The organism is Neobacillus niacini, from assembly GCF_046591715.1.
In the GTDB taxonomy this organism is placed as follows: domain Bacteria; phylum Bacillota; class Bacilli; order Bacillales; family Cytobacillaceae; genus Neobacillus; species Neobacillus niacini_L.
This window is the reverse complement of record NZ_JAWVNQ010000019.1, coordinates 17,231-37,046: the sequence shown is the minus strand read 5'-3', so window position 1 is coordinate 37,046 and position 19,816 is coordinate 17,231. Positions and strand designations below refer to the sequence as shown.

Below are 19,816 nucleotides of genomic sequence, written 5' to 3'. Positions count from 1 at the left end.
AGAAACTTTATTTGGAAGGCCTATAAGCTGGTCTAATTGGAGTGACGGCAGTGGAAATAAAGATGATGGATATTGTCGGCAGACGATCCTATAACTGTGATATTCTATTCCGGGTTATTGATATTCAAATACTAAATGGCCAGAGATTTGCAGTCCTATACGGTGAGGATATTCGTTTAGTGGCAGATGCTCCTTACGAGGATTTAGTGGTGATTAACAAAAATGTAAGGTCTAAGATATTACAAGAATACAAAAACCTGGAAGAACAATCGTTCCGCCTATTTGCACAGGATATTGATTTAATAAAGCAAAGGCAGGATTATGAAGCAACAGGCGGCTATGTACAGCCTGCCAATTATTTTCAAATGCCAGGAAAGGTTCTTCACTTAGATGGAGACCAAGATTACCTGCAAAAGTGCATGACTCTATATGAGAAAATAGGTATTCCTGTTTATGGGATACATTGTAACGAGAAGGAGATGCCAAAGAAAATTGGCGGCTTAATTGATCAATTTCGTCCTGATATTTTAGTCATTACTGGTCATGATGCATATTCAAAGGCAAAGGGGAAGATTTCTGATATTAATGCCTACCGCCACTCAAAGCACTTTGTCCAAACGGTCAGGGAGGCAAGAAAAAAAATTCCTCATTTAGATCAACTTGTTATCTTTGCAGGTGCCTGCCAATCTCACTTTGAATCTTTGATCCATGCAGGTGCAAATTTCGCGAGCTCCCCATCAAGAATTAATATTCATGCATTAGATCCCGTATATATAGTTGCAAAGATAAGTTTTACACCATTTATGGAGAGTATCAATGTTTGGGATGTTTTACGAAACACACTAACAGGAGAGAAAGGTCTAGGGGGCATTGAAACAAAAGGAGTCTTACGAACAGGAATGCCTTATAATCCTGTTCAAGAAGACGAATCATAAGTCCTTATAGAAAAGAAACAGGCTCCTGGAACTTAGTAAACCGGGAAAATCAACTAGCCAAAACTTTTCTAGGACTTATTTTTTTTACTACACATAATCCTCCCTTTTTAAGGCAAACATAATGATTGTTGAAATTTGGGAGAAAAAGTAGAAGAAAAGATATTGACAATCTTTTTGTCGGACTGATATAATTTTATGTTTTTATTTGACAAGGACTATGTCAGTGTGATATACTTTACACAGTGAGGTGGACCGAATGCCAAAAACCTTAGCCGATATCAAAAAGGCTCTTGATTCAAATTTAGGGAAAAGATTGTTGCTCAAGGCAAACGGAGGACGCAGAAAGACAATCGAACGATCCGGCGTATTAGCTGAAACGTACCCTTCGGTTTTTGTAATCGAGTTAGATCAAGAAGAGAATGCTTTTGAACGTGTTTCATACAGCTATGCTGATGTTCTTACAGAAACAGTTCAAATAACCTTCTATGAAGATGCAGCAGGAAACATAGCTTTAAGTTAGTGTTAGAATATAAGGCAATATTTAGGCAGAAAATCAACTGATTTTCTGCCTTTTGCTTTTATTAATGGCTCTTATGTTATTCGTTGTTGATTTTCGTATAGGTTTATGAATATTTAGTCGGAGATTTTCCCCTTATTGTATCTAGAGAAAGCTTACGAAGCAGATATAAGTGGAGATATTCCGGTTATTTGCTTAAAATAAGAAAAAATCCAAGGATTTAGATACAATTAGCGGAAAAACTCCGCTTATTTTTAAAGAAATATGGGTATATTCCAAAATAAACGGAAATCCTCCGCTTATTTTCCAAGCATAGTGATATCAACATTCAGTTTTAACAAAGCCTTTAATAAACTTTAATGAAATAATTTCTAATTAACATACTAATAATGCCGTGAGTGTGAAAAAGGGGTTGTTTAGATGGCAAGAAGAAGAGGTGTTATGTCTACACGATTCAAAGAAGAACTCGCAAAAGAACTTGGATTTTATGATGTCGTCCAAAAAGAGGGCTGGGGCGGCATCCGGGCAAAGGATGCAGGCAATATGGTAAAAAGAGCCGTTGAACTCGCTTCAGAGCAGCTGATGAGAAACAACAGGAATAGATAAAAGAAGCTGTTCACTGTGTTCCAATTTGTTATGCCGCACTTGCTTCTCATTGTTTAAACAAAACAGACACCACGGCAGGCCAGGGGGATGAAAGCCCTCTGGCTTTAAATATTATCGCTTGACTTTTTTCCTATTTGAAGTTTTGTGGTAAAATAGGAAAAAATATATGATCGATATAGAAGTGTAGGTGGGCGTAGTGAAGCTTTTAGTAAAAGCACCAGCCAAAATTAATTTATCCTTGGATGTTTTGCATAAACGTCCTGATGGTTTTCATGAAGTCGAAATGATCATGACGACAATTGATTTGGCGGACCGAGTTGAACTGACATTATTAGAGCAGGATAAAATACATATTCTTTCCCATAACCGCTATGTACCTGATGACCAGCGGAATTTAGCCTTTCAAGCAGCTCAATTGTTAAAGGATCGATATCAAGTAAAAAAAGGTGTGCAGATAACCATTGAGAAAACAATCCCAGTTGCAGCCGGCCTTGCTGGGGGAAGCAGTGATGCGGCAGCAACGCTAAGGGGGCTTAATAAACTGTGGGGCCTTGGATTAACGTTGGACGAGTTAGCCGATCTTGGTTCTGAAATAGGCTCGGACGTATCATTTTGTGTGTATGGCGGCACGGCACTGGCCAAAGGAAGAGGAGAAATGATTACAGATCTCCCAGCTCCGCCGACATGCTGGGTTATTCTAGCAAAACCTTTTATTGGTGTTTCAACCGCAGAAGTTTACCGACGGCTGGATTTAAATGGTACGAAGCACCCAAATATTAAAGAGATGGTTAAAGCCATTGAAAACAATGATTATCAAAGCGTATGCGAGAATGTTGGAAATGTTTTAGAGGATGTAACATTAAAGCTTCATCCAGAGGTAGCACAAATTAAGGAGCAAATGAAGCGTTTTGGTGCGGATGCTGTATTAATGAGTGGAAGCGGTCCAACTGTCTTTGGTATTGTTCAGCACGATTCGAGAATGCATCGGATATATAATGGCCTAAGAGGTTTTTGTGATCAAGTATTTGCGGTTCGAATGCTTGGAGAGCGACATACTCTTGATTAAAAACGGACAATAATGATATCCTATTTATAGAATATTCGTCTTTGGGGGATTGTTATGAAGTTTCGCCGCAGTGAACGATTGATTGATATGACGAGTTATTTACTTGACCATCCGCGCCAGCTTGTGCCGCTCACTTTCTTTAGTGAACGTTACTCTTCTGCTAAATCTTCTATTAGTGAAGACTTAGCAATTGTGAAAGAGACTTTCGAACAAAGAGGTATTGGCACCTTGCAAACGGTTCCTGGTGCAGCGGGTGGAGTTAAATTCTTTGTAAATGTCAGTGATGAAGAAGCAAGACCATTTGTAAATGAATTATGTTCTTTAATTGCACACCCAGACCGTCTTTTGCCAGGGGGATATCTATACTTAACCGATATCCTGGGGGATCCAGCCATCGTACAAAAAGCCGGCCGGATTATTGCTTCTGCTTATGTAAATACAAAGATTGATGTGGTCATGACCGTCGCAACAAAGGGAATTCCCCTTGCATATGCTGTTGCGAGTCAATTGAATACACCGGTTGTAATTGTAAGAAGAGACAGTAAGGTAACGGAAGGACCAACGGTTAGTATCAACTATGTTTCAGGATCGGCAAAGAGAATTCAAACAATGGTGCTCTCTAAGAGAAGCTTGGCAGAAGGGTCAAAGGTATTAGTTGTCGATGACTTTATGAAGGCTGGCGGAACCGTTATGGGAATGATCAGCTTACTAGAGGAATTTAACGCTCAAGTAGCGGGAATAGCTGTTTTGGTGGAAGCTGAAAAAATTGAAGAGCGTCTTGTCGATGAATACAAATCGCTTGTCAAATTAACTGATGTTGATGTGAAGGAAAAAAGGATTCAAGTAACAGAGGGAAACTACTTTAAACAGAAGAACGGAGGAGTACTATGAAAATTGTTCAAACCAATGATGCGCCACAAGCTATTGGACCCTATTCACAAGGGATGATTGTTAACAATCTTTTTTATAGCTCTGGCCAAATTCCGCTGACTCCTCTTGGTGTCATGACTGAAGGCGGCATAAAGGAACAGACACACCAGGTCTTTAAAAATTTAAATGCCGTACTTTCGGCAGCAGGAGCATCTTTTGATACCGTTGTTAAGGCGACCGTCTTTATCAAAAGTATGGATGACTTTGCTTCCGTAAATGAAGTATATGGTGAGTATTTCAGAACGAATAAGCCGGCACGTTCTTGTGTTGAGGTAGCACGTTTACCTAAAGATGCCCTAATTGAAATTGAAGTCATTGCGCTCGTGAAGTAATCACGGGCGTTTTTTTTATATTTTCACTGTGAATACTATTAAAATATCTGACTTTTATAAATGTTCACTATTTTGCCTAAAATATTTTTAAAAAAATTAATATAAAAGAAGGATTTACTAGATTCCCTGTTGAATTAATTACACTAGCTTTTTAACATAAGAAAAGGGTGTGAGCACATGGAAGTAACAGACGTAAGATTACGCCGTGTTAACACGGATGGCCGTATGAGAGCGATTGCATCAATTACATTAGACAATGAGTTCGTTGTTCATGACATCCGCGTTATTGACGGTAATAATGGTTTATTTGTGGCTATGCCGAGTAAACGTACTCCAGATGGAGAATTTCGTGATATTGCGCATCCAATCAACTCTGGTACGCGTGGAAAAATTCAAGAAGCTGTCTTGGCAGAGTACCACCGCTTAGGTGAATTAGAAGTAGAATTTGAAGAAGCCGGAGCTTCCTAGAAAGTAGTATTCAACTAGAGCCTACTACACAAGTAGTGCTCTTTTTTTATTTCCCCTGATACATTCCTCAGGTTTGGCCTCTAATTTTCTCAAAATAACAAATTCGGACACTTTTCTTACATTCCTTGAAATGACTGACTAATTACGTTAATATTTTTAATGGATAAAAAGGTAAATTGGAGGACTTGAACATGCATAATCGTTATGCTGTGATTTTGGCCGCAGGACAAGGTACCCGGATGAAGTCAAAGCTTTATAAAGTGTTACACCCTGTGTGCGGTAAGCCGATGGTTCAACATGTAGTGGACCAAGTGAAAAAGCTTAACATTCAAGAAATGGTTACTGTAATTGGCCATGGTGCTGAAAAGGTAAAAGGACAATTAGGGGAAGAAAGCCATTATGCGCTTCAAGAAGAGCAGCTTGGAACTGCACATGCAGTCATGCAGGCACAAGAAATGCTAAGTGGCAAAGAAGGGATTACCATTGTTGTCTGTGGAGACACTCCTCTAATTAAGGCAGAAACGATGGAGTCATTATTTAAACATCATAGTGAATTACAAGCGAAAGCTACAATTCTAACAGCTAGAATTGATGACCCGGCTGGATACGGGCGAATCATCCGAAATGCAAAGGGTCTTGTAGAAAAAATCGTTGAACATAAAGACGCAACAGATGCAGAGCGAGAAATAAATGAAATTAATACAGGAACATATTGCTTTGATAATGCTGCCTTGTTTGAAGCATTAAAGAATGTTTCAAATGAAAATGTGCAGGGGGAATATTATCTGCCGGATGTCGTAGAGATTCTAAAGAATCAGGGAGAAGTGGTTACCGCATTCCAGACGAATGATTTTGAAGAAACTCTCGGTGTAAACGACAGAGTTGCCTTGGCTGAAGCAGAAAGAATTATGCGGAGCCGAATAAATGAAAGCCATATGCGAAATGGCGTCACCATTATTGATCCTCAGAATACCTACATCGAGGCCGATGTTGTTATTGGACAGGATACAGTTATCCTGCCAGGAACCATACTAAAAGGCAGGACTGTGATCGGAGCGGAATGTCAAATTGGCCCCAATTCTGAAATTGATAATTGCGAAGTTGGCAATGAAACGATAATTCGTCAATCTGCAGCCTATAATAGTAGTATCGGGTCACTCGTAAATATTGGTCCATTTGCTCATATTAGACCAGATTCAGCTATAAGTGATGAAGTGAAAATTGGAAACTTTGTTGAAATTAAAAAGGCTGTATTCGGTAAGGGAAGTAAGGCTTCGCATCTAAGCTATATCGGGGATGCTGAGGTTGGCAGTGATGTAAATATAGGCTGTGGGTCTATAACCGTTAACTATGATGGGAAAAATAAATTCCTAACAAAGATTGAAGATGGAGTCTTTATTGGCTGTAATTCAAATTTAGTTGCTCCTGTAACCATTGGAACAGGTGCTTATGTAGCTGCTGGTTCAACCATAACAAAGGATGTACCCGGGAACGCATTGTCCATTGCGCGTTCACAACAGGTGAACAAAGAAAATTATGTCGATAAACTTAATGTGAAAAAATAGGTAGAATATTGGAGGGCAATATGTCGAATCAATACTTAGATCCAAACTTAAAGGTATTCAGTCTAAATTCAAATCTTCCGTTAGCCAGGGAAATCGCAAAGGTTATCGGTGTAGAATTAGGAAAGAGCTCTGTAACAAGATTTAGTGATGGAGAAATTCAGATTAATATCGAAGAGAGTATCCGAGGCTGTGACGTATATGTCATTCAATCGACAAGCTCGCCTGTTAATGAAAATATTATGGAATTGTTAATTATGATTGATGCTCTTAAAAGGGCGTCTGCGAAGACGATTAATATTGTAATGCCTTACTATGGTTATGCTCGTCAGGACCGCAAAGCACGCGCACGTGAGCCGATTACGGCTAAACTAGTAGCGAATCTGCTTGAAACTGCGGGAGCAACACGTATTATCTGCTTAGACCTGCATGCACCTCAGATACAAGGTTTCTTTGAAATCCCAACAGATCACCTAATGGGCGTTCCAATATTAGCCGATTATTTCCAAAAGAGAAAGTTTGAAGGTGACATTGTCATTGTATCCCCTGACCATGGCGGTGTAACACGGGCAAGGAAATTAGCAGAGCGCCTAAAAGCACCGATTGCCATTATTGATAAACGACGCCCGCGCCCAAATGTGGCTGAGGTTATGAATATAGTTGGTAATATCGAAGGAAAAATAGCGATCTTAATTGATGATATTATTGACACTGCGGGAACGATTACCCTTGCAGCCAATGCATTAGTTGAGAACGGTGCACAGGAAGTATATGCATGTTGTACACACCCAGTATTATCAGGACCGGCGATTGACAGAATTCAAAACTCAAAAATTAAAGAATTAGTCATTACTAATTCTATTGCCCTTCCAGAAGAAAAGAAAACCGATAAAATTATTAATCTTTCTGTTGCGCCGTTACTTGGGGAAGCAATTATTCGTGTTCACGAAGAACAATCTGTAAGTACACTATTTGATTGATCTTCTACACTCCTTTTGCAAATAAAATGTTTAGACCTTCCTGTTTTGGGGAATTTTTATAGAGACAGTTCAGAACAAAACTAGGAAGGTGACTAATACATGAGTACGGTATTACAAGCAAAGGAACGCAAGGAATTGCGAACTTCTGAGTTAAGGAAAATTAGGGAAACAGGAAATATTCCAGCGGTGATCTATGGCAGGAAGGTTGATAGTAAACCGGTATTTGTCAGCTCTGCGGATTTAACAAAGACAATCCGAAGTGTCGGCCGTAATGGAGTGATATCACTAGATATAGACGGCAGTAAGCATGATGTCGTATTAACAGATTATCAAGAGGATTTCATTAAAAAGGAAATCATTCATGTTGATTTCCTTGCTGTTGATAAATCCTCTAAAATTAGCGTAACCGTAAGACTTGTCCTAACGGGTGAAGCGGCTGGAGTTAAAGATGGAGGGGTCCTGCAGCAGCCTGTACATGAACTATCGATTACATCTACTCCAGATGAAATTCCACAGCAAATTGAAGTGGACGTAACGAACCTTCAGGTAGGAGAAACGTTGAAAGTTTCCGATATCCTTTACCAGGGCTCGTTTACGATTAATCATGAAGAGGATGAAGTAATAGCCAGTATCCTACCTCCTAAGCAGGAAGAGGAAATTAACGCGGGTGAGCAGCAAGAAGGCGGCCATCCTGATAACGAAGAAGGCAGAGAGACTGATCCAGTTGGAGAATAGAAAAGCGGAAGCGCCTTGACCAGAGGCGACAGGCATAAGACAAGCGCTGACAGAAGGCGCGGTTTTTGCCTTCCGAAGTGATTGGCTTATGACCCCGAGCCTCTAGGCGCTGGAGCTAGACATTATAATGCAGACGTAACCTCGAAAAGGTTACGTCTTTTGTCGCATTTGTCACAAAAAAGCCGTATTATTAAGTGGGGAGAAAATGGATGCTTAGGAAATTATTTAACAGGTGGACTGGGCCGAAAGAGAGGGAGAAAATGAAATTAATCGTTGGTTTAGGAAACCCTGGAAAACAATATGAAAAAACTAGACATAATATTGGATTTGAAGTTATTGATGAGCTTAGTGACAGTCTGTCCATTCCCTTAAATCAATCAAAATTTAAAGGGCTGTATGGAATGGGATTTCATAAGGGTGAAAAGGTAATATTACTGAAGCCGCTGACATATATGAACCTGTCTGGTGAAGCCATCAGAGGCGTAATGGACTATTATCAAATTGAACTTGAAGATTTAGTCATTATTTATGATGATCTTGATTTGCCTGCAGGAAAAATCAGGCTCCGGCAAAAAGGGAGTGCTGGCGGTCATAATGGGATTAAGTCAACAGTTGCTCATCTGGGAACGCAGGAGTTTAACAGAATCCGCATTGGAATTGATCGGCCAAGAAATGGAATGAAGGTGCCGGATTATGTCCTTGGGCGATTTCAGGAAGATGAATCAGGGTTAGTCAAAGAGGCTGTTCAAAAGAGCGCTGAAGCTTGTAAAACCTGGTTAGAAAAGCCATTTATACAAGTGATGAACGAATTTAATCAGTAAAAAGTTCATGGGATAACCTTTCCATTCATAAAATAAATCAATTCTCTTTTTTCGTAAGGTAATCAATGAATAACTTATCCTTCCAACGTAAATACTATTAACAATAGTAGAATAGGGAGGGTACCTAAGTGGCCATTCATTACCATTGCCGGCATTGCGGTACAAATTTAGGTTCCATTGAACAGTCATCGATTCACAGTGAAGCTCTTGGCCTGCATAAATTAACAGAGCAGGAAAGACAAGAGATGGTCGCTTATGACGTGTCTGGAAATATTCACATTACAGCCATTTGTGAGGATTGTCAGGAGGCATTAGAAAGAAACCCAGATTATCATCAATATGATTTCCTCATTCATTAATCAGCTTTGGAAAGCTCTCCAAAGCATTTTTCTATTTTTTATAAACACTAAAAAGATAAAGTTAATATAGTCAGATTGAAAAAAAGATTCAGGAGAGAGGAGGAACGAGCTTTTGAAAGGCTTAAAATCATTATTTCTAGATCAGGAAGATGTACATTCCATTATATCTGGAGTGCAGGAAGGCTTGAGAGAGCAGCTAATTGCAGGTTTATCGGGTTCATCAAGGACCGTACTCACAGCTGCTATTTATGAGCAGATGAAAAGACCAATCCTCTTTATTACCCATAATCTATTGCAAGCACAAAAACTCTATGATGATATTGTAAATCTATTAAGTGAGGATGAAGTTTTTCTTTTTCCTGCCAATGAATTAATTGCAGCTGAGATGAGTATTGCCAGTCCAGAATTAAAGGCACAAAGAATCGAAGCCTTGAACCATTTGAGCAAAAGGGATAAAGGGATTATTATTGTTCCTGTTGCTGGGCTGAGAAAGGTTATTCCGCCAAAATCTTTGTGGAAAAGGTACCAGCTGTCGTTTAAACTAGGCGATGACCTGGATGTAACCAAGGTAATTAATACTTTAGTTCAGATGGGATATGTTCGGTCTGAAATGGTATCAACACCAGGTGAGTTTAGTATAAGGGGCGGAATTATTGATATTTATCCGCTTACCGTCACGAATCCTATAAGAATTGAATTATTTGATACAGAGATTGATTCTATACGCTACTTCTCTTTAGAAGATCAGCGCTCAATTGAGAAAACAACTGAAGTTTTGATTGGTCCTGCAACAGAGGTTATCCTTGAAGCAGAGGATTATAGCAGGTTAATTGGAAAGCTTGAGGATGGACTGGCTAAAAGTCTTAGGAAACTAAAGGACGATAAAGCTAAGATCCAGCTCTCGCAAAATATTAGTTTTGAGCTAGAACAGCTGAAAAACGGTCACAAACCTGACCAAGTATTTAAATATCTTTCGCTTGCCTATGAAGGTGATAGTAGTTTACTAGACTATCTCCCGCGTAATGGCATGGTATTTATAGATGAAATCAGCCGGGTTCATGAGATGAATGACTCTTTAATTAAAGAAGAGGCGGAGTGGTATACGGCTCTTTTAAGTGAGGGTCAGATTATTCATGATTTAACTATTTCTCATGATGTTCCAAATGTCCTTCATAAAAGGGAATTTCCAATCCTTTATATGAGTTTATTTTTGCGTCATGTTGCCAATACAAGTCCGCAAAATATCATAAATGTTTCTTGTAAACAAATGCAGAACTTTCATGGACAAATGCACCTGCTAAAAGCAGAAGTTGACAGGTGGAAAAAAGGAAATTACTCCATTCTCTTTTTGGGTCCTGATGATGACAGGGTAAAGAAGCTAGAGCGAGTTTTAGAGGATTATGAAATAGAAGCTTCTATTACACGCAGCAATCAGCAGCTTTTACCTGGAAAAGTGCAGATTATGAAGGGAAATCTCCAATCCGGTTTCGAGCTATCTATTCAGAAGATAGCGGTAATTACGGAGGAGGAGCTTTTTACTAAACGTGTCAAAAAGGCCGCCAATAGGCAAAAGCTTTCAAATGCCGAAAGAATAAAGAGTTATTCGGAACTTAAGGTTGGCGATTATGTCGTCCATGTTAATCATGGAATAGGAAAATACTTAGGAATTGAAACGCTTGTTATAAATGGTGTTCATAAGGATTATCTCCACCTTCGCTATCATGGAACAGATAAGCTTTATGTTCCAGTTGAGCAGATAGACCTTGTTCAGAAGTATGTAGCCTCAGAAGGAAAAGAACCGAAGATTTATAAACTTGGCGGCAGTGATTGGAAAAAGGTTAAAAAGAAAGTTCAATCCTCTGTGCAAGATATTGCGGATGATTTAATCAAGTTATATGCTGAGCGCGAGGCCGCAGTTGGTTATGCTTTTTCTCCAGATGGAGACATGCAAAGAGAATTTGAAACGGCTTTTGCCTACCAAGAAACTGAGGATCAGCTGCGCTCCATTCATGAAATTAAGCTGGATATGGAAAGAGCTAGACCAATGGACCGCTTGCTTTGCGGCGATGTAGGCTATGGAAAGACAGAGGTAGCTATTCGTGCTGCATTTAAAGCGATAGCAGACGGCAAGCAGGTTGCCCTCCTTGTACCTACAACCATTTTAGCGCAGCAGCATTATGAGACCATGAGAGAAAGATTCCAAGACTACCCAATCAATATTGGTCTGTTAAGCCGCTTTCGGACGAAAAAGGAACAAACTGAAACCATTAAAGGATTAAAGGCAGGCACAGTCGATGTGGTGATTGGGACACACCGGATTCTTTCAAAGGATATCGTATATCGAGATTTAGGTTTATTAATTATTGATGAAGAGCAAAGATTTGGTGTAACCCATAAAGAAAAGATTAAAAGATTGAAAACAAATATTGACGTTTTAACATTGACAGCTACACCAATTCCGAGAACGCTGCATATGTCAATGCTCGGCGTTCGTGATTTATCTGTTATCGAAACACCGCCGGAAAACCGTTTCCCTGTCCAAACATATGTTATGGAATACAATGGATCGCTTGTCAGAGAGGCGATTGAAAGGGAGCTGGCACGCGACGGACAAGTATATTTTTTATATAACCGTGTAGAGGATATTGAACGCAAGGCAGAGGAGATCACCATGCTTGTTCCAGATGCGCGCGTTACATTTGCACATGGGCAAATGTCAGAAAATGAGTTAGAATCCGTTATGCTCAGCTTTTTAGCAGGAGAGTTTGATGTTTTGGTCAGTACAACCATCATTGAAACGGGTGTAGATATACCGAATGTAAACACGCTGATTGTCTATGATGCCGATAAAATGGGCCTTTCCCAGCTTTACCAGCTCCGCGGCCGTGTCGGCAGGTCAAATCGTGTTGCGTATGCTTATTTCACGCATCGCAAGGATAAAGTGTTAACAGAAGTCGCCGAAAAACGTCTTCAGGCTATTAAGGAATTTACTGAGCTGGGTTCTGGATTTAAAATTGCCATGCGTGACTTATCCATTCGGGGTGCAGGTAATCTACTGGGCGCACAGCAGCATGGATTTATAGATTCTGTCGGTTTTGACCTTTATTCTCAAATGCTGAAAGAAGCAATTGAAGAAAGAAAAGGTGATTTAAAGACCGAGCAAAAAGCGACTGTGGAAATTGATTTAGAAATAGATGCTTATATTCCTGATACCTATATTAAAGATGGTCATCAAAAGATTGAAATGTATAAACGTTTTAGAGGAGTACAAACTTTAGAGGATATTGAGGAACTTCAAGCGGAAATGCTTGACCGTTTTGGAGAATATCCAGAAGAAGTGGATTACCTATTCCAAGTGGCAGAGATGAAGGTTTATGCTCTCTTAGCTGGTGTGGAAATGATCAAGCAGGCTAAACAGGAAGTAACCATTGTTGTGAATGAAAGTGCCAGCAGTACGATTGACGGACAGAAGGTATTTGCAATCAGCAGTAAATATCCGCGAATGATTGGCCTGGGAATGGAAGGACAAAAGCTTAAAATGACGCTGCAGATTAAAGGGCAAGAGACAGCATACTGGCTGAATATAGCATTTGAAATGATAAAAGGTCTCCAATCAGCAAAAAAGGGTCAAAAGAACCCTGTCTAACTTCATAAACATGGGATTATTTTCCTGTTTGTGAAAATATATTGTGAATGTGTATAGAACTTTCCAGATGAAAGATACTAAGTTCAAAGTTGGTGATGATTCCTACAAAAGGAAAAAATGTCATTACCAAGTTAGTAAAATCATCAGATGAAAGTGAGGCAACATTGGATGAAAGCAACTGGAATAGTTCGTCGAATCGATGATTTGGGTCGTGTTGTCATTCCCAAAGAAATACGCAGAACACTGCGTATCCGTGAAGGGGATCCGTTAGAGATCTTTGTAGATCGAGATGGAGAAGTTATTTTAAAGAAATATTCACCAATCAGCGAGTTAAGCGATTTTGCCAAAGAATATGCAGAAGCCCTTTTTGACAGCCTCGGAAATCCGGTATTAATTTGTGATAGAGACAGTTATATTGCGTTAGCAGGAAGTTCAAAGAAAGATTATCTTAATAAAAATATAAGTGATTTAGTGGAAAAGACTATGGAAGACCGTAATTCCGTTCTGGTTACACAACAGGGCGATATTGCATTAGCAGATGGAAATGATGAAACCATCTCATCATATACAATTGGACCGATCATTGCAAATGGCGACCCAATTGGTGCTGTCATTATTTATTCAAAAGAAGGTACACTTGGTGAAGTCGAGAAAAAAGCTGTTGAAACCGCTGCTGGTTTCTTAGCAAGACAAATGGAGTCCTAGGACTAATTGTATACTTACAATAAAGAAGGCAGCGCTTGCTGTCTTTTTTATTTGTCTTGTAAAACCCGTCAACCCCCCCGTTTAACGCGCTTTCGCTATTTATTCTATGATATAATACTTTCTAGTTTAGGCAGTTAGGAGATATCCAATGAAGCCCGTAAATCAATCGAAGGCTCTTTTTAGAGGGGCTTTTATTTTAGCAATTGCAGCACTGATAACAAAAATCCTAAGTGCAGTTTATCGGATTCCATTTCAAAATATTGTTGGCGATGTTGGCTTTTACATATATCAGCAGGTTTACCCGTTTTATGGTCTCGCTATTGTACTTGCGACAACCGGTTTCCCAGTTGTCATCTCGAAACTGATTGCTGAACAAAGGGAAAAAAAGAATCCAGATAATATTAGACGACTTTTGTTCGTCTCCTACATCATCCTGCAAATATTTGGAGCTTTATGTTTTCTAATTCTTTACTTTGGTGCTGGCTTTATCGCAAACTGGATGAATGATGAAAAGCTGGCCATTTTATTACGGGTTGTTTCTATTGTCTTTTTGCTGTTTCCGATTGTTTCTATCTTGAGAGGTTACTACCAGGGAAAAGGAGATATGCTGCCCACCGCACTATCACAGGTTGGCGAACAATTAATAAGAGCCTTTACGATTCTCTTTTTGGCTTATACGCTCACGAAGTTAGGATATTCACTGTATCTGATCGGCGGGGGTGCGATGTTTGGGTCGATTACAGGAATTATGGTATCTGCGGTTATTTTGTTTACATTCCTTTGGATACGTAAAGAATGGAAGATAATTGCTCCAAGTAAGGGGCTGCTTAAGGGATATTATCGAGAGGTCAGAGTTATTTGTAAAACTCTTGTCTTTCAAGGTTTGACCATTTGTATCAGCGGAATGCTGATGATTTTTATCCAGTTGGCAGATGCACTAAATCTCTACTCATTACTGACAGAAACGGGATATGAGATGGAAATGGCAAAGTCGGTGAAAGGCGTATTCGACCGAGGGCAGCCGTTAATTCAATTAGGAACCATTGTTGCAGCTTCGATGTCCTTGTCCCTTGTACCGTTGATTACAAGCGCAAGAATAAAAAAGGATACTTCCTTCTTAGAGGATAAAATTCAGTTGGCGATTAGAGTTAGCATCGTTATTGGAGTCGGAGCTTCTTTAGGTCTTTGGGCTATTATTGAACCAGCCAATATCATGCTTTTTGAGGATAATTCAGGCTCGTCTGTTTTAGGAATATTAAGTTTTGTGATTCTCCTTAGCTCGATTATCACAACAATCATTGCGATCATGCAGGGATTGGGATCACTGCTATTTCCAGCAGGTGCTGTCCTGGCAACTTTCCCTTTAAAATATATCCTTAATGCTTACCTCGTTCCGATCTTTGGAACTTCTGGGGCAGCATATGCAACCATCCTTACTCTGGCCTTGGTTTGTTTCTCTTTATATGTAAAATTCAAAAGGATGCAGTCAACCACGGTGCTGAAGGGCCGCTTCATCGGGACACTACTCACAGCATCATTCATGATGGTGATTCTATTAAAAGGCTGTCTGGCCTTAACCGTTATGATTACAATCCCGGTTGGCACCGAAAGGCTGATGGCAGCCATTCAGGCTTTAGGCTGTTCCTTTTTAGGAGGTTTCCTTTTCTTATTTATTATTATTAGAGGAGGAGTATTTTTAGAAAAGGAACTATCATTATTTCCTTTCGGAAGCAAATTAAGCCTTTTATTACCTAAAAAGAATAGGAGTTAAAAGAATATGGGCAATTCAATTGAAATACTCGGCTTGGGGGCGGGGGATCTTGATCAGCTCCCTTTTGGTGTTTACAAAAAGTTAATGAAGGCAAAACATGTTTATTTAAGAACAAAAGAGCATCCAGTGGTGGAGGATTTAGTTCAGGAAGGACTGACCTTTACATCATTTGACTCTATCTATGAAAAACATGAACAATTTGAGGAAGTATATCAGGAGATTGTCCATACTCTCTTGCAAAAAGTAAAAGAGGAACCGATAATTTACGCTGTGCCTGGTCACCCGCTTGTTGCTGAGCGTACGGTCCAATTACTATTGGAGTATGGTGAGAAGGAGGCTGTAGATATCAAGATAGGCGGCGGCCAAAGCTTTGTAGATGCCCTCTTTCAATCATTAAAAATAGATCCAGTGGATGGGTTTCAACTGCTGGATGGAACCTCACTGCATTCCAGTCAGCTGCAAATTGAACAGCATATGTTTATCAGCCAGGTTTATGATCAGTTTGTTGCTTCCAATGTTAAGCTAACCCTTATGGAAAGACTCCCTGATGATTATGAAGTAGTGATTGTTACAGCTGCCGGCAGTGACGCTGAGCGTATTGAGAAGGTACCTCTCTATGAGCTTGATCGAAAGGTGACCCTTGATAATCTTACCTCTGTTTACGTTCCCCCTGTACAGGATGAACAAATTATGCTGAAAACTTTCTCTAAGCTTAGAGAAATCATTGCCGTATTAAGAGGTCCTAATGGTTGTCCATGGGATAAGGAACAAACACATGAAACCTTGAAAAAATATTTAATTGAAGAGACTTATGAAGTAATTGATGCCATTGATAGCGGGGATATTGATCATTTAATCGAGGAGCTTGGAGATGTTTTGCTTCAAGTGATGCTTCACGCCCAGATAGGGGAAGATGAAGGTTACTTTGCAATCGAAGATGTGATTGAAGGAATCTCGGCGAAAATGATACGCCGACACCCGCATGTGTTTGGAAATAGGAAGGTAGAGAACTCAGACGAAGTCCTTCTAAATTGGCAGGAGATAAAGAAACAAGAGAAAGGTGAGACAGCAGACTCTCTTCTTGATGGGATTTCGATGTCATTGCCCAATTTAATAAGAGCACATGAAATACAGAAGAAAGCTGCGAAGGTCGGCTTTGATTGGCAGGAAATAACACCTGCTTTGGAGAAAGTGAAAGAAGAACTCGAGGAATTCGAGAATGAGGTCAAGACAAACAGCCTTGTTAACGCAAAAAAAGAATTTGGCGACATTCTGTTTGCCTTTGTTAATGTAGCAAGATTTTTGAAAATACATCCTGAAGAGGCATTGTTTGAAACCAACGAAAAGTTTATTAGAAGGTTCCGTTTTATTGAAGAAAAAGTAAAACAAAGTGGAAAGCCGATAGAGGACCATTCTTTAGAGGAACTCGACAGGTTTTGGGATGAAGCCAAATTAAAGGGACTATAGGAATTGGGGGATTATGAAATGAGATTAGATAAGTATCTTAAGGTATCGAGATTAATTAAAAGAAGGACAATGGCGAAAGAAGTATCTGACCAAGGAAGAATACTCCTAAACGGAAAAGAGGCAAAAGCCAGCTCAACAGTTAAGGTTGGAGATGAGCTGACAATCCGTCTTGGACAAAGACTGGTAACAGCAAGAATCGATCAAATCCAGGATACCACCCGAAAAGAAGCCGCAGCTGAAATGTATACGATCATTAAAGATGAAAGAATAGGTGAATTCGAGGTGTAACCATAACAATAAAATGGCTTGTTCTAATTCATTTGCCCCTTACATAAAAATGTACTAAAGGTTGTACAAATGATTGTGAGGGATGAATAATGAGCCAGTATTATGAAACAAACCCTGTCAAAAGCACAGTTCCAGAGCATGATGTCATCATGAGAGGCAGAAAACTCCTCGATATTACAGGTGTTAAACAAGTAGAAAGTTTCGACAATGAGGAATTCTTATTAGAAACCTCCATGGGTTTTTTAGCAATCAAAGGGCAAAATCTTCAAATGAAGAACTTGGATGTGGAAAAAGGAATTGTCTCCATTAAGGGAAAGATATTCGATTTAGTTTACCTAGACGAACAGCATGGGGAGAAAGCTAAAGGGTTCTTTAGTAAGTTATTCCGATGACCCTCTCTACTCAATTCCTTACCATGCTTTCAATGATTGGGATGGGAACGCTGTTTGGTGTAATGTTTGATACCTATCAGCGTTTCTTGGATCGCCCTAATCGGAAGTCTTGGATTGTTTTTTTCAATGACTTGTTGTTTTGGGTCATTCAAGCACTGATTATTTTTTATATCTTATTCCTTGTGAACAATGGAGAATTACGATTCTACATTTTTGTTGCCCTCCTTTGTGGGTTTGCAGCCTATCAAAGTTTGTTTAAAGGCATATACCTTAAACTGCTTGAACTCATAATCAATACGGTAATTGCTATCTACAAATTTATGAGAAAAATGTTTCAACTGCTCATCTATAAACCTGTCGTTGGTCTTATCCAATTGATTATTTCCATTGTCATCCTGCTTGGCAGGGGTCTTTATTCCCTTGTCCAATTTGTTTTGAAGATTTTATGGGTTATTCTTAAGGTTATTTTCGTACCAATTGAAAAGATAATCGTACTTCTATGGAAACTTTTGCCGAAAACTATTAAAAAATCCGTCGAGAAGTTATATAATAAAACGGCAGGAATTTTTATGGAAATCAAGAATTATTTACTAAAGCTAATGAATAAGTGGAAAAAACCAAAAAAATAAGGGGGGAAGGGAAATGAGTTCAGTAGAAGATAAAACAATAGCCAAACTGCAAACCAATTATGTTGAGCAGCAAGAAATCGCAGAAATAGCATCGGCTAGAAAGAAAAAACTGCTTTACAGAAGACTATCCTTGTTCTTAGTTTTCGCGGCCTTGATGTCCTATTTAATGATTACTAGCTTTATTTCCCAGTCCTCAGCATTAGATAAAAAAGTGGCACAAAAGAGACAGCTTGAACAAGAGCTGACTCAGTTAAAAAAGCAGCAGGAAATCCTGAAAGAAGACATCATTAAGTTAAATGATGATGAATACCTTGCTAAGCTTGCTAGAAAAGAATATTTCTTCTCTGAAACTGGCGAAATTATCTTTAATATACCGGAAGATGATAAAGGTAAAAACAACCAATAACAACCTATAACTAGTCTTATTGACACTTATTTTTCCCATTTTGTATAATATAAAGTAGTATGATTTTTTTATTTTCTTAAGGAGGAAAATTCTTTTTATGTCAATCGAAGTAGGCAGCAAGTTACAAGGAAAGGTCACAGGGATTACAAATTTCGGAGCTTTTGTGGAGCTGCCTGATGGCTCAACTGGACTCGTACACATCAGTGAGGTTGCTGATAATTATGTGAAGGATATCAATGACCATCTTAAAGTTGGTGACCAAGTAGAGGTTAAAGTCATTAACGTTGAGAAAGATGGGAAAATTGGACTTTCCATAAAAAAGGCAAAAGATAGACCAGAGGCTCAAGCTAGGTCCCATTCACATTCAAACTCACATTCACAACGCCCTCGTCAGAACAGATCAAATGATCGAAATGCTCCTAGAGTAGAAACATTTGAGTCAAAAATGGCGAAGTTTTTAAAAGATAGTGAGGATCGTTTAACTTCTTTAAAACGTCATACCGAATCTAAACGTGGCGGCCGGGGAGCTAAAAGAGGTTAACTTGTTGCTTATATTAATATAACCAGTGAAAGACAGGTCGAGCGGCTTGTCTTTTTTGTTTTGGGTAGTGTTTTTATTTGTTGTTGATTTTCGTTTAGATTGAGATTGATAGACGGAGAATTTCCGTCTATTGTATCTAGAGGAAGCTTAGGAAGCGGATATAAGCGGAGATATTCCGGCTAACTGCTAAAAATATGACAAAATCCAAGTATTTGGAGACAATAAGCGGAAAAACTCTGCTTATTTTGAAGAAAATGGGGGTATTTCCCAAAATAAACGGAAAGTCTCCGCTTATTTTCCTAAACACAGTGATATCACAATCAGATTTTAAAAAAAAATTATTGACATCTATTTTCTCTCTATGTATTATATAGTTTGTGCCTTAAATACTTGGCGGTGTAGCTCAGCTGGCTAGAGCGTACGGTTCATACCCGTAAGGTCGGGGGTTCGATCCCCTCCGCCGCTATAAAAAAGAAAAGCGGAAGCGCCTTACCTAGCCGCTTCAGCTGGAAATAATGAAAAGAAGTACCGATTCTAATCGGTACTTCTTTTTTTGCGTGAAAAATACTCCGTATTCCGACATCATTCCAATTTGTCAACATTAAATGAATAAATATAGTAGAAACCGTCGAACGAAACTTTGCATATGTTCACTGATTT

Annotated in this window: 21 protein-coding genes and 1 tRNA gene; all 22 read left to right on the top strand. The window is 39.2% G+C overall.

All coding sequences use genetic code 11. The annotated features are described in order from the left end of the window. Positions 1 to 50 precede the first annotated feature (50 nt). The 22 genes from yabG (at position 51) to SFC47_RS23805 (ending at position 19,622) form a co-directional block, all read left to right on the top strand. Positions 51 to 935 carry a sporulation peptidase YabG gene (yabG, locus tag SFC47_RS23910; RefSeq protein WP_411257050.1) on the top strand — a complete coding sequence of 295 codons (885 nt, stop codon included), beginning with the start codon at positions 51 to 53 and terminating at the stop codon, positions 933 to 935. A gap of 256 nt (positions 936 to 1,191) precedes the next feature. Then, complete coding sequence (gene veg / locus SFC47_RS23905) at positions 1,192 to 1,455, top strand: biofilm formation stimulator Veg (RefSeq protein ID WP_045515579.1); 264 nt, start codon at positions 1,192 to 1,194, stop codon at positions 1,453 to 1,455. 417 nt (positions 1,456 to 1,872) lie between these two features. After that, the gene (locus SFC47_RS23900; RefSeq protein WP_411257049.1) at positions 1,873 to 2,058 is read left to right on the top strand and encodes a small, acid-soluble spore protein, alpha/beta type; all 186 of its coding nucleotides are present in this window, start codon (positions 1,873 to 1,875) and stop codon (positions 2,056 to 2,058) included. Positions 2,059 to 2,254: 196 nt separating this feature from the next. After that, positions 2,255 to 3,124 (top strand): 4-(cytidine 5'-diphospho)-2-C-methyl-D-erythritol kinase, encoded by an 870-nt coding sequence (gene ispE / locus SFC47_RS23895; protein ID WP_411257048.1) that lies wholly within the window; start codon positions 2,255 to 2,257, stop codon positions 3,122 to 3,124. A gap of 54 nt (positions 3,125 to 3,178) precedes the next feature. After that, on the top strand, positions 3,179 to 4,015 hold the full coding sequence (gene purR, locus SFC47_RS23890; RefSeq protein WP_411257047.1) for a pur operon repressor: 837 nt from the start codon (positions 3,179 to 3,181) through the stop codon (positions 4,013 to 4,015). Beyond that, entirely contained in the window at positions 4,012 to 4,386 is a 375-nt protein-coding gene (locus SFC47_RS23885; RefSeq protein WP_411257046.1) for a RidA family protein, read from the top strand. Before purR ends, SFC47_RS23885 begins: the two co-directional genes overlap by 4 nt. A 177-nt stretch (positions 4,387 to 4,563) precedes the next feature. After that, a complete protein-coding gene (gene spoVG / locus SFC47_RS23880) occupies positions 4,564 to 4,854 on the top strand; it encodes a septation regulator SpoVG (protein ID WP_003347151.1) in 291 nt (96 codons plus the stop codon). 191 nt (positions 4,855 to 5,045) lie between these two features. Further along, on the top strand, positions 5,046 to 6,419 hold the full coding sequence (gene glmU, locus SFC47_RS23875; RefSeq protein WP_411257045.1) for a bifunctional UDP-N-acetylglucosamine diphosphorylase/glucosamine-1-phosphate N-acetyltransferase GlmU: 1,374 nt from the start codon (positions 5,046 to 5,048) through the stop codon (positions 6,417 to 6,419). Positions 6,420 to 6,439: 20 nt separating this feature from the next. Then, complete coding sequence (locus SFC47_RS23870; protein ID WP_411257044.1) at positions 6,440 to 7,396, top strand: ribose-phosphate diphosphokinase; 957 nt, start codon at positions 6,440 to 6,442, stop codon at positions 7,394 to 7,396. Positions 7,397 to 7,495: 99 nt separating this feature from the next. After that, entirely contained in the window at positions 7,496 to 8,131 is a 636-nt protein-coding gene (locus SFC47_RS23865; RefSeq protein WP_411257043.1) for a 50S ribosomal protein L25/general stress protein Ctc, read from the top strand. 260 nt (positions 8,132 to 8,391) lie between these two features. After that, positions 8,392 to 8,952: an aminoacyl-tRNA hydrolase gene (pth, locus tag SFC47_RS23860; RefSeq protein WP_411257074.1), complete on the top strand. Its 561-nt coding sequence runs from the start codon at positions 8,392 to 8,394 to the stop codon at positions 8,950 to 8,952. A gap of 128 nt (positions 8,953 to 9,080) precedes the next feature. Then, positions 9,081 to 9,311, top strand: coding sequence for an anti-sigma-F factor Fin (fin, locus tag SFC47_RS23855; protein ID WP_289341811.1), 231 nt, complete (start codon positions 9,081 to 9,083; stop codon positions 9,309 to 9,311). A gap of 112 nt (positions 9,312 to 9,423) precedes the next feature. After that, positions 9,424 to 12,957, top strand: coding sequence for a transcription-repair coupling factor (gene mfd, locus SFC47_RS23850; protein WP_411257042.1), 3,534 nt, complete (start codon positions 9,424 to 9,426; stop codon positions 12,955 to 12,957). Between the two features lie 168 nt (positions 12,958 to 13,125). Continuing rightward, entirely contained in the window at positions 13,126 to 13,662 is a 537-nt protein-coding gene (gene spoVT / locus SFC47_RS23845; protein ID WP_179603560.1) for a stage V sporulation protein T, read from the top strand. A gap of 148 nt (positions 13,663 to 13,810) precedes the next feature. Continuing rightward, a complete protein-coding gene (locus SFC47_RS23840) occupies positions 13,811 to 15,433 on the top strand; it encodes a putative polysaccharide biosynthesis protein (RefSeq protein ID WP_411257041.1) in 1,623 nt (540 codons plus the stop codon). A gap of 6 nt (positions 15,434 to 15,439) precedes the next feature. Beyond that, positions 15,440 to 16,900, top strand: coding sequence for a bifunctional methyltransferase/pyrophosphohydrolase YabN (gene yabN / locus SFC47_RS23835; RefSeq protein WP_411257040.1), 1,461 nt, complete (start codon positions 15,440 to 15,442; stop codon positions 16,898 to 16,900). Positions 16,901 to 16,918: 18 nt separating this feature from the next. Next, positions 16,919 to 17,188: an RNA-binding S4 domain-containing protein gene (locus SFC47_RS23830; RefSeq protein WP_411257039.1), complete on the top strand. Its 270-nt coding sequence runs from the start codon at positions 16,919 to 16,921 to the stop codon at positions 17,186 to 17,188. Between the two features lie 89 nt (positions 17,189 to 17,277). Beyond that, the gene (gene yabP / locus SFC47_RS23825; RefSeq protein WP_095250671.1) at positions 17,278 to 17,580 is read left to right on the top strand and encodes a sporulation protein YabP; all 303 of its coding nucleotides are present in this window, start codon (positions 17,278 to 17,280) and stop codon (positions 17,578 to 17,580) included. Beyond that, the gene (yabQ, locus tag SFC47_RS23820) at positions 17,577 to 18,209 is read left to right on the top strand and encodes a spore cortex biosynthesis protein YabQ (RefSeq protein WP_411257038.1); all 633 of its coding nucleotides are present in this window, start codon (positions 17,577 to 17,579) and stop codon (positions 18,207 to 18,209) included. The genes yabP and yabQ overlap by 4 nt, the downstream gene beginning before the upstream one ends. Before the next feature lie 13 nt (positions 18,210 to 18,222). After that, positions 18,223 to 18,615, top strand: a complete 393-nt coding sequence (locus SFC47_RS23815) for an FtsB family cell division protein (protein ID WP_411257037.1) — start codon at positions 18,223 to 18,225, stop codon at positions 18,613 to 18,615. A gap of 97 nt (positions 18,616 to 18,712) precedes the next feature. Then, positions 18,713 to 19,156, top strand: coding sequence for a S1 domain-containing RNA-binding protein (locus SFC47_RS23810; RefSeq protein WP_411257036.1), 444 nt, complete (start codon positions 18,713 to 18,715; stop codon positions 19,154 to 19,156). 392 nt (positions 19,157 to 19,548) lie between these two features. Then, positions 19,549 to 19,622: transfer RNA gene (locus SFC47_RS23805), tRNA-Met, on the top strand. The last annotated feature ends 194 nt before the right edge of the window (positions 19,623 to 19,816 follow it).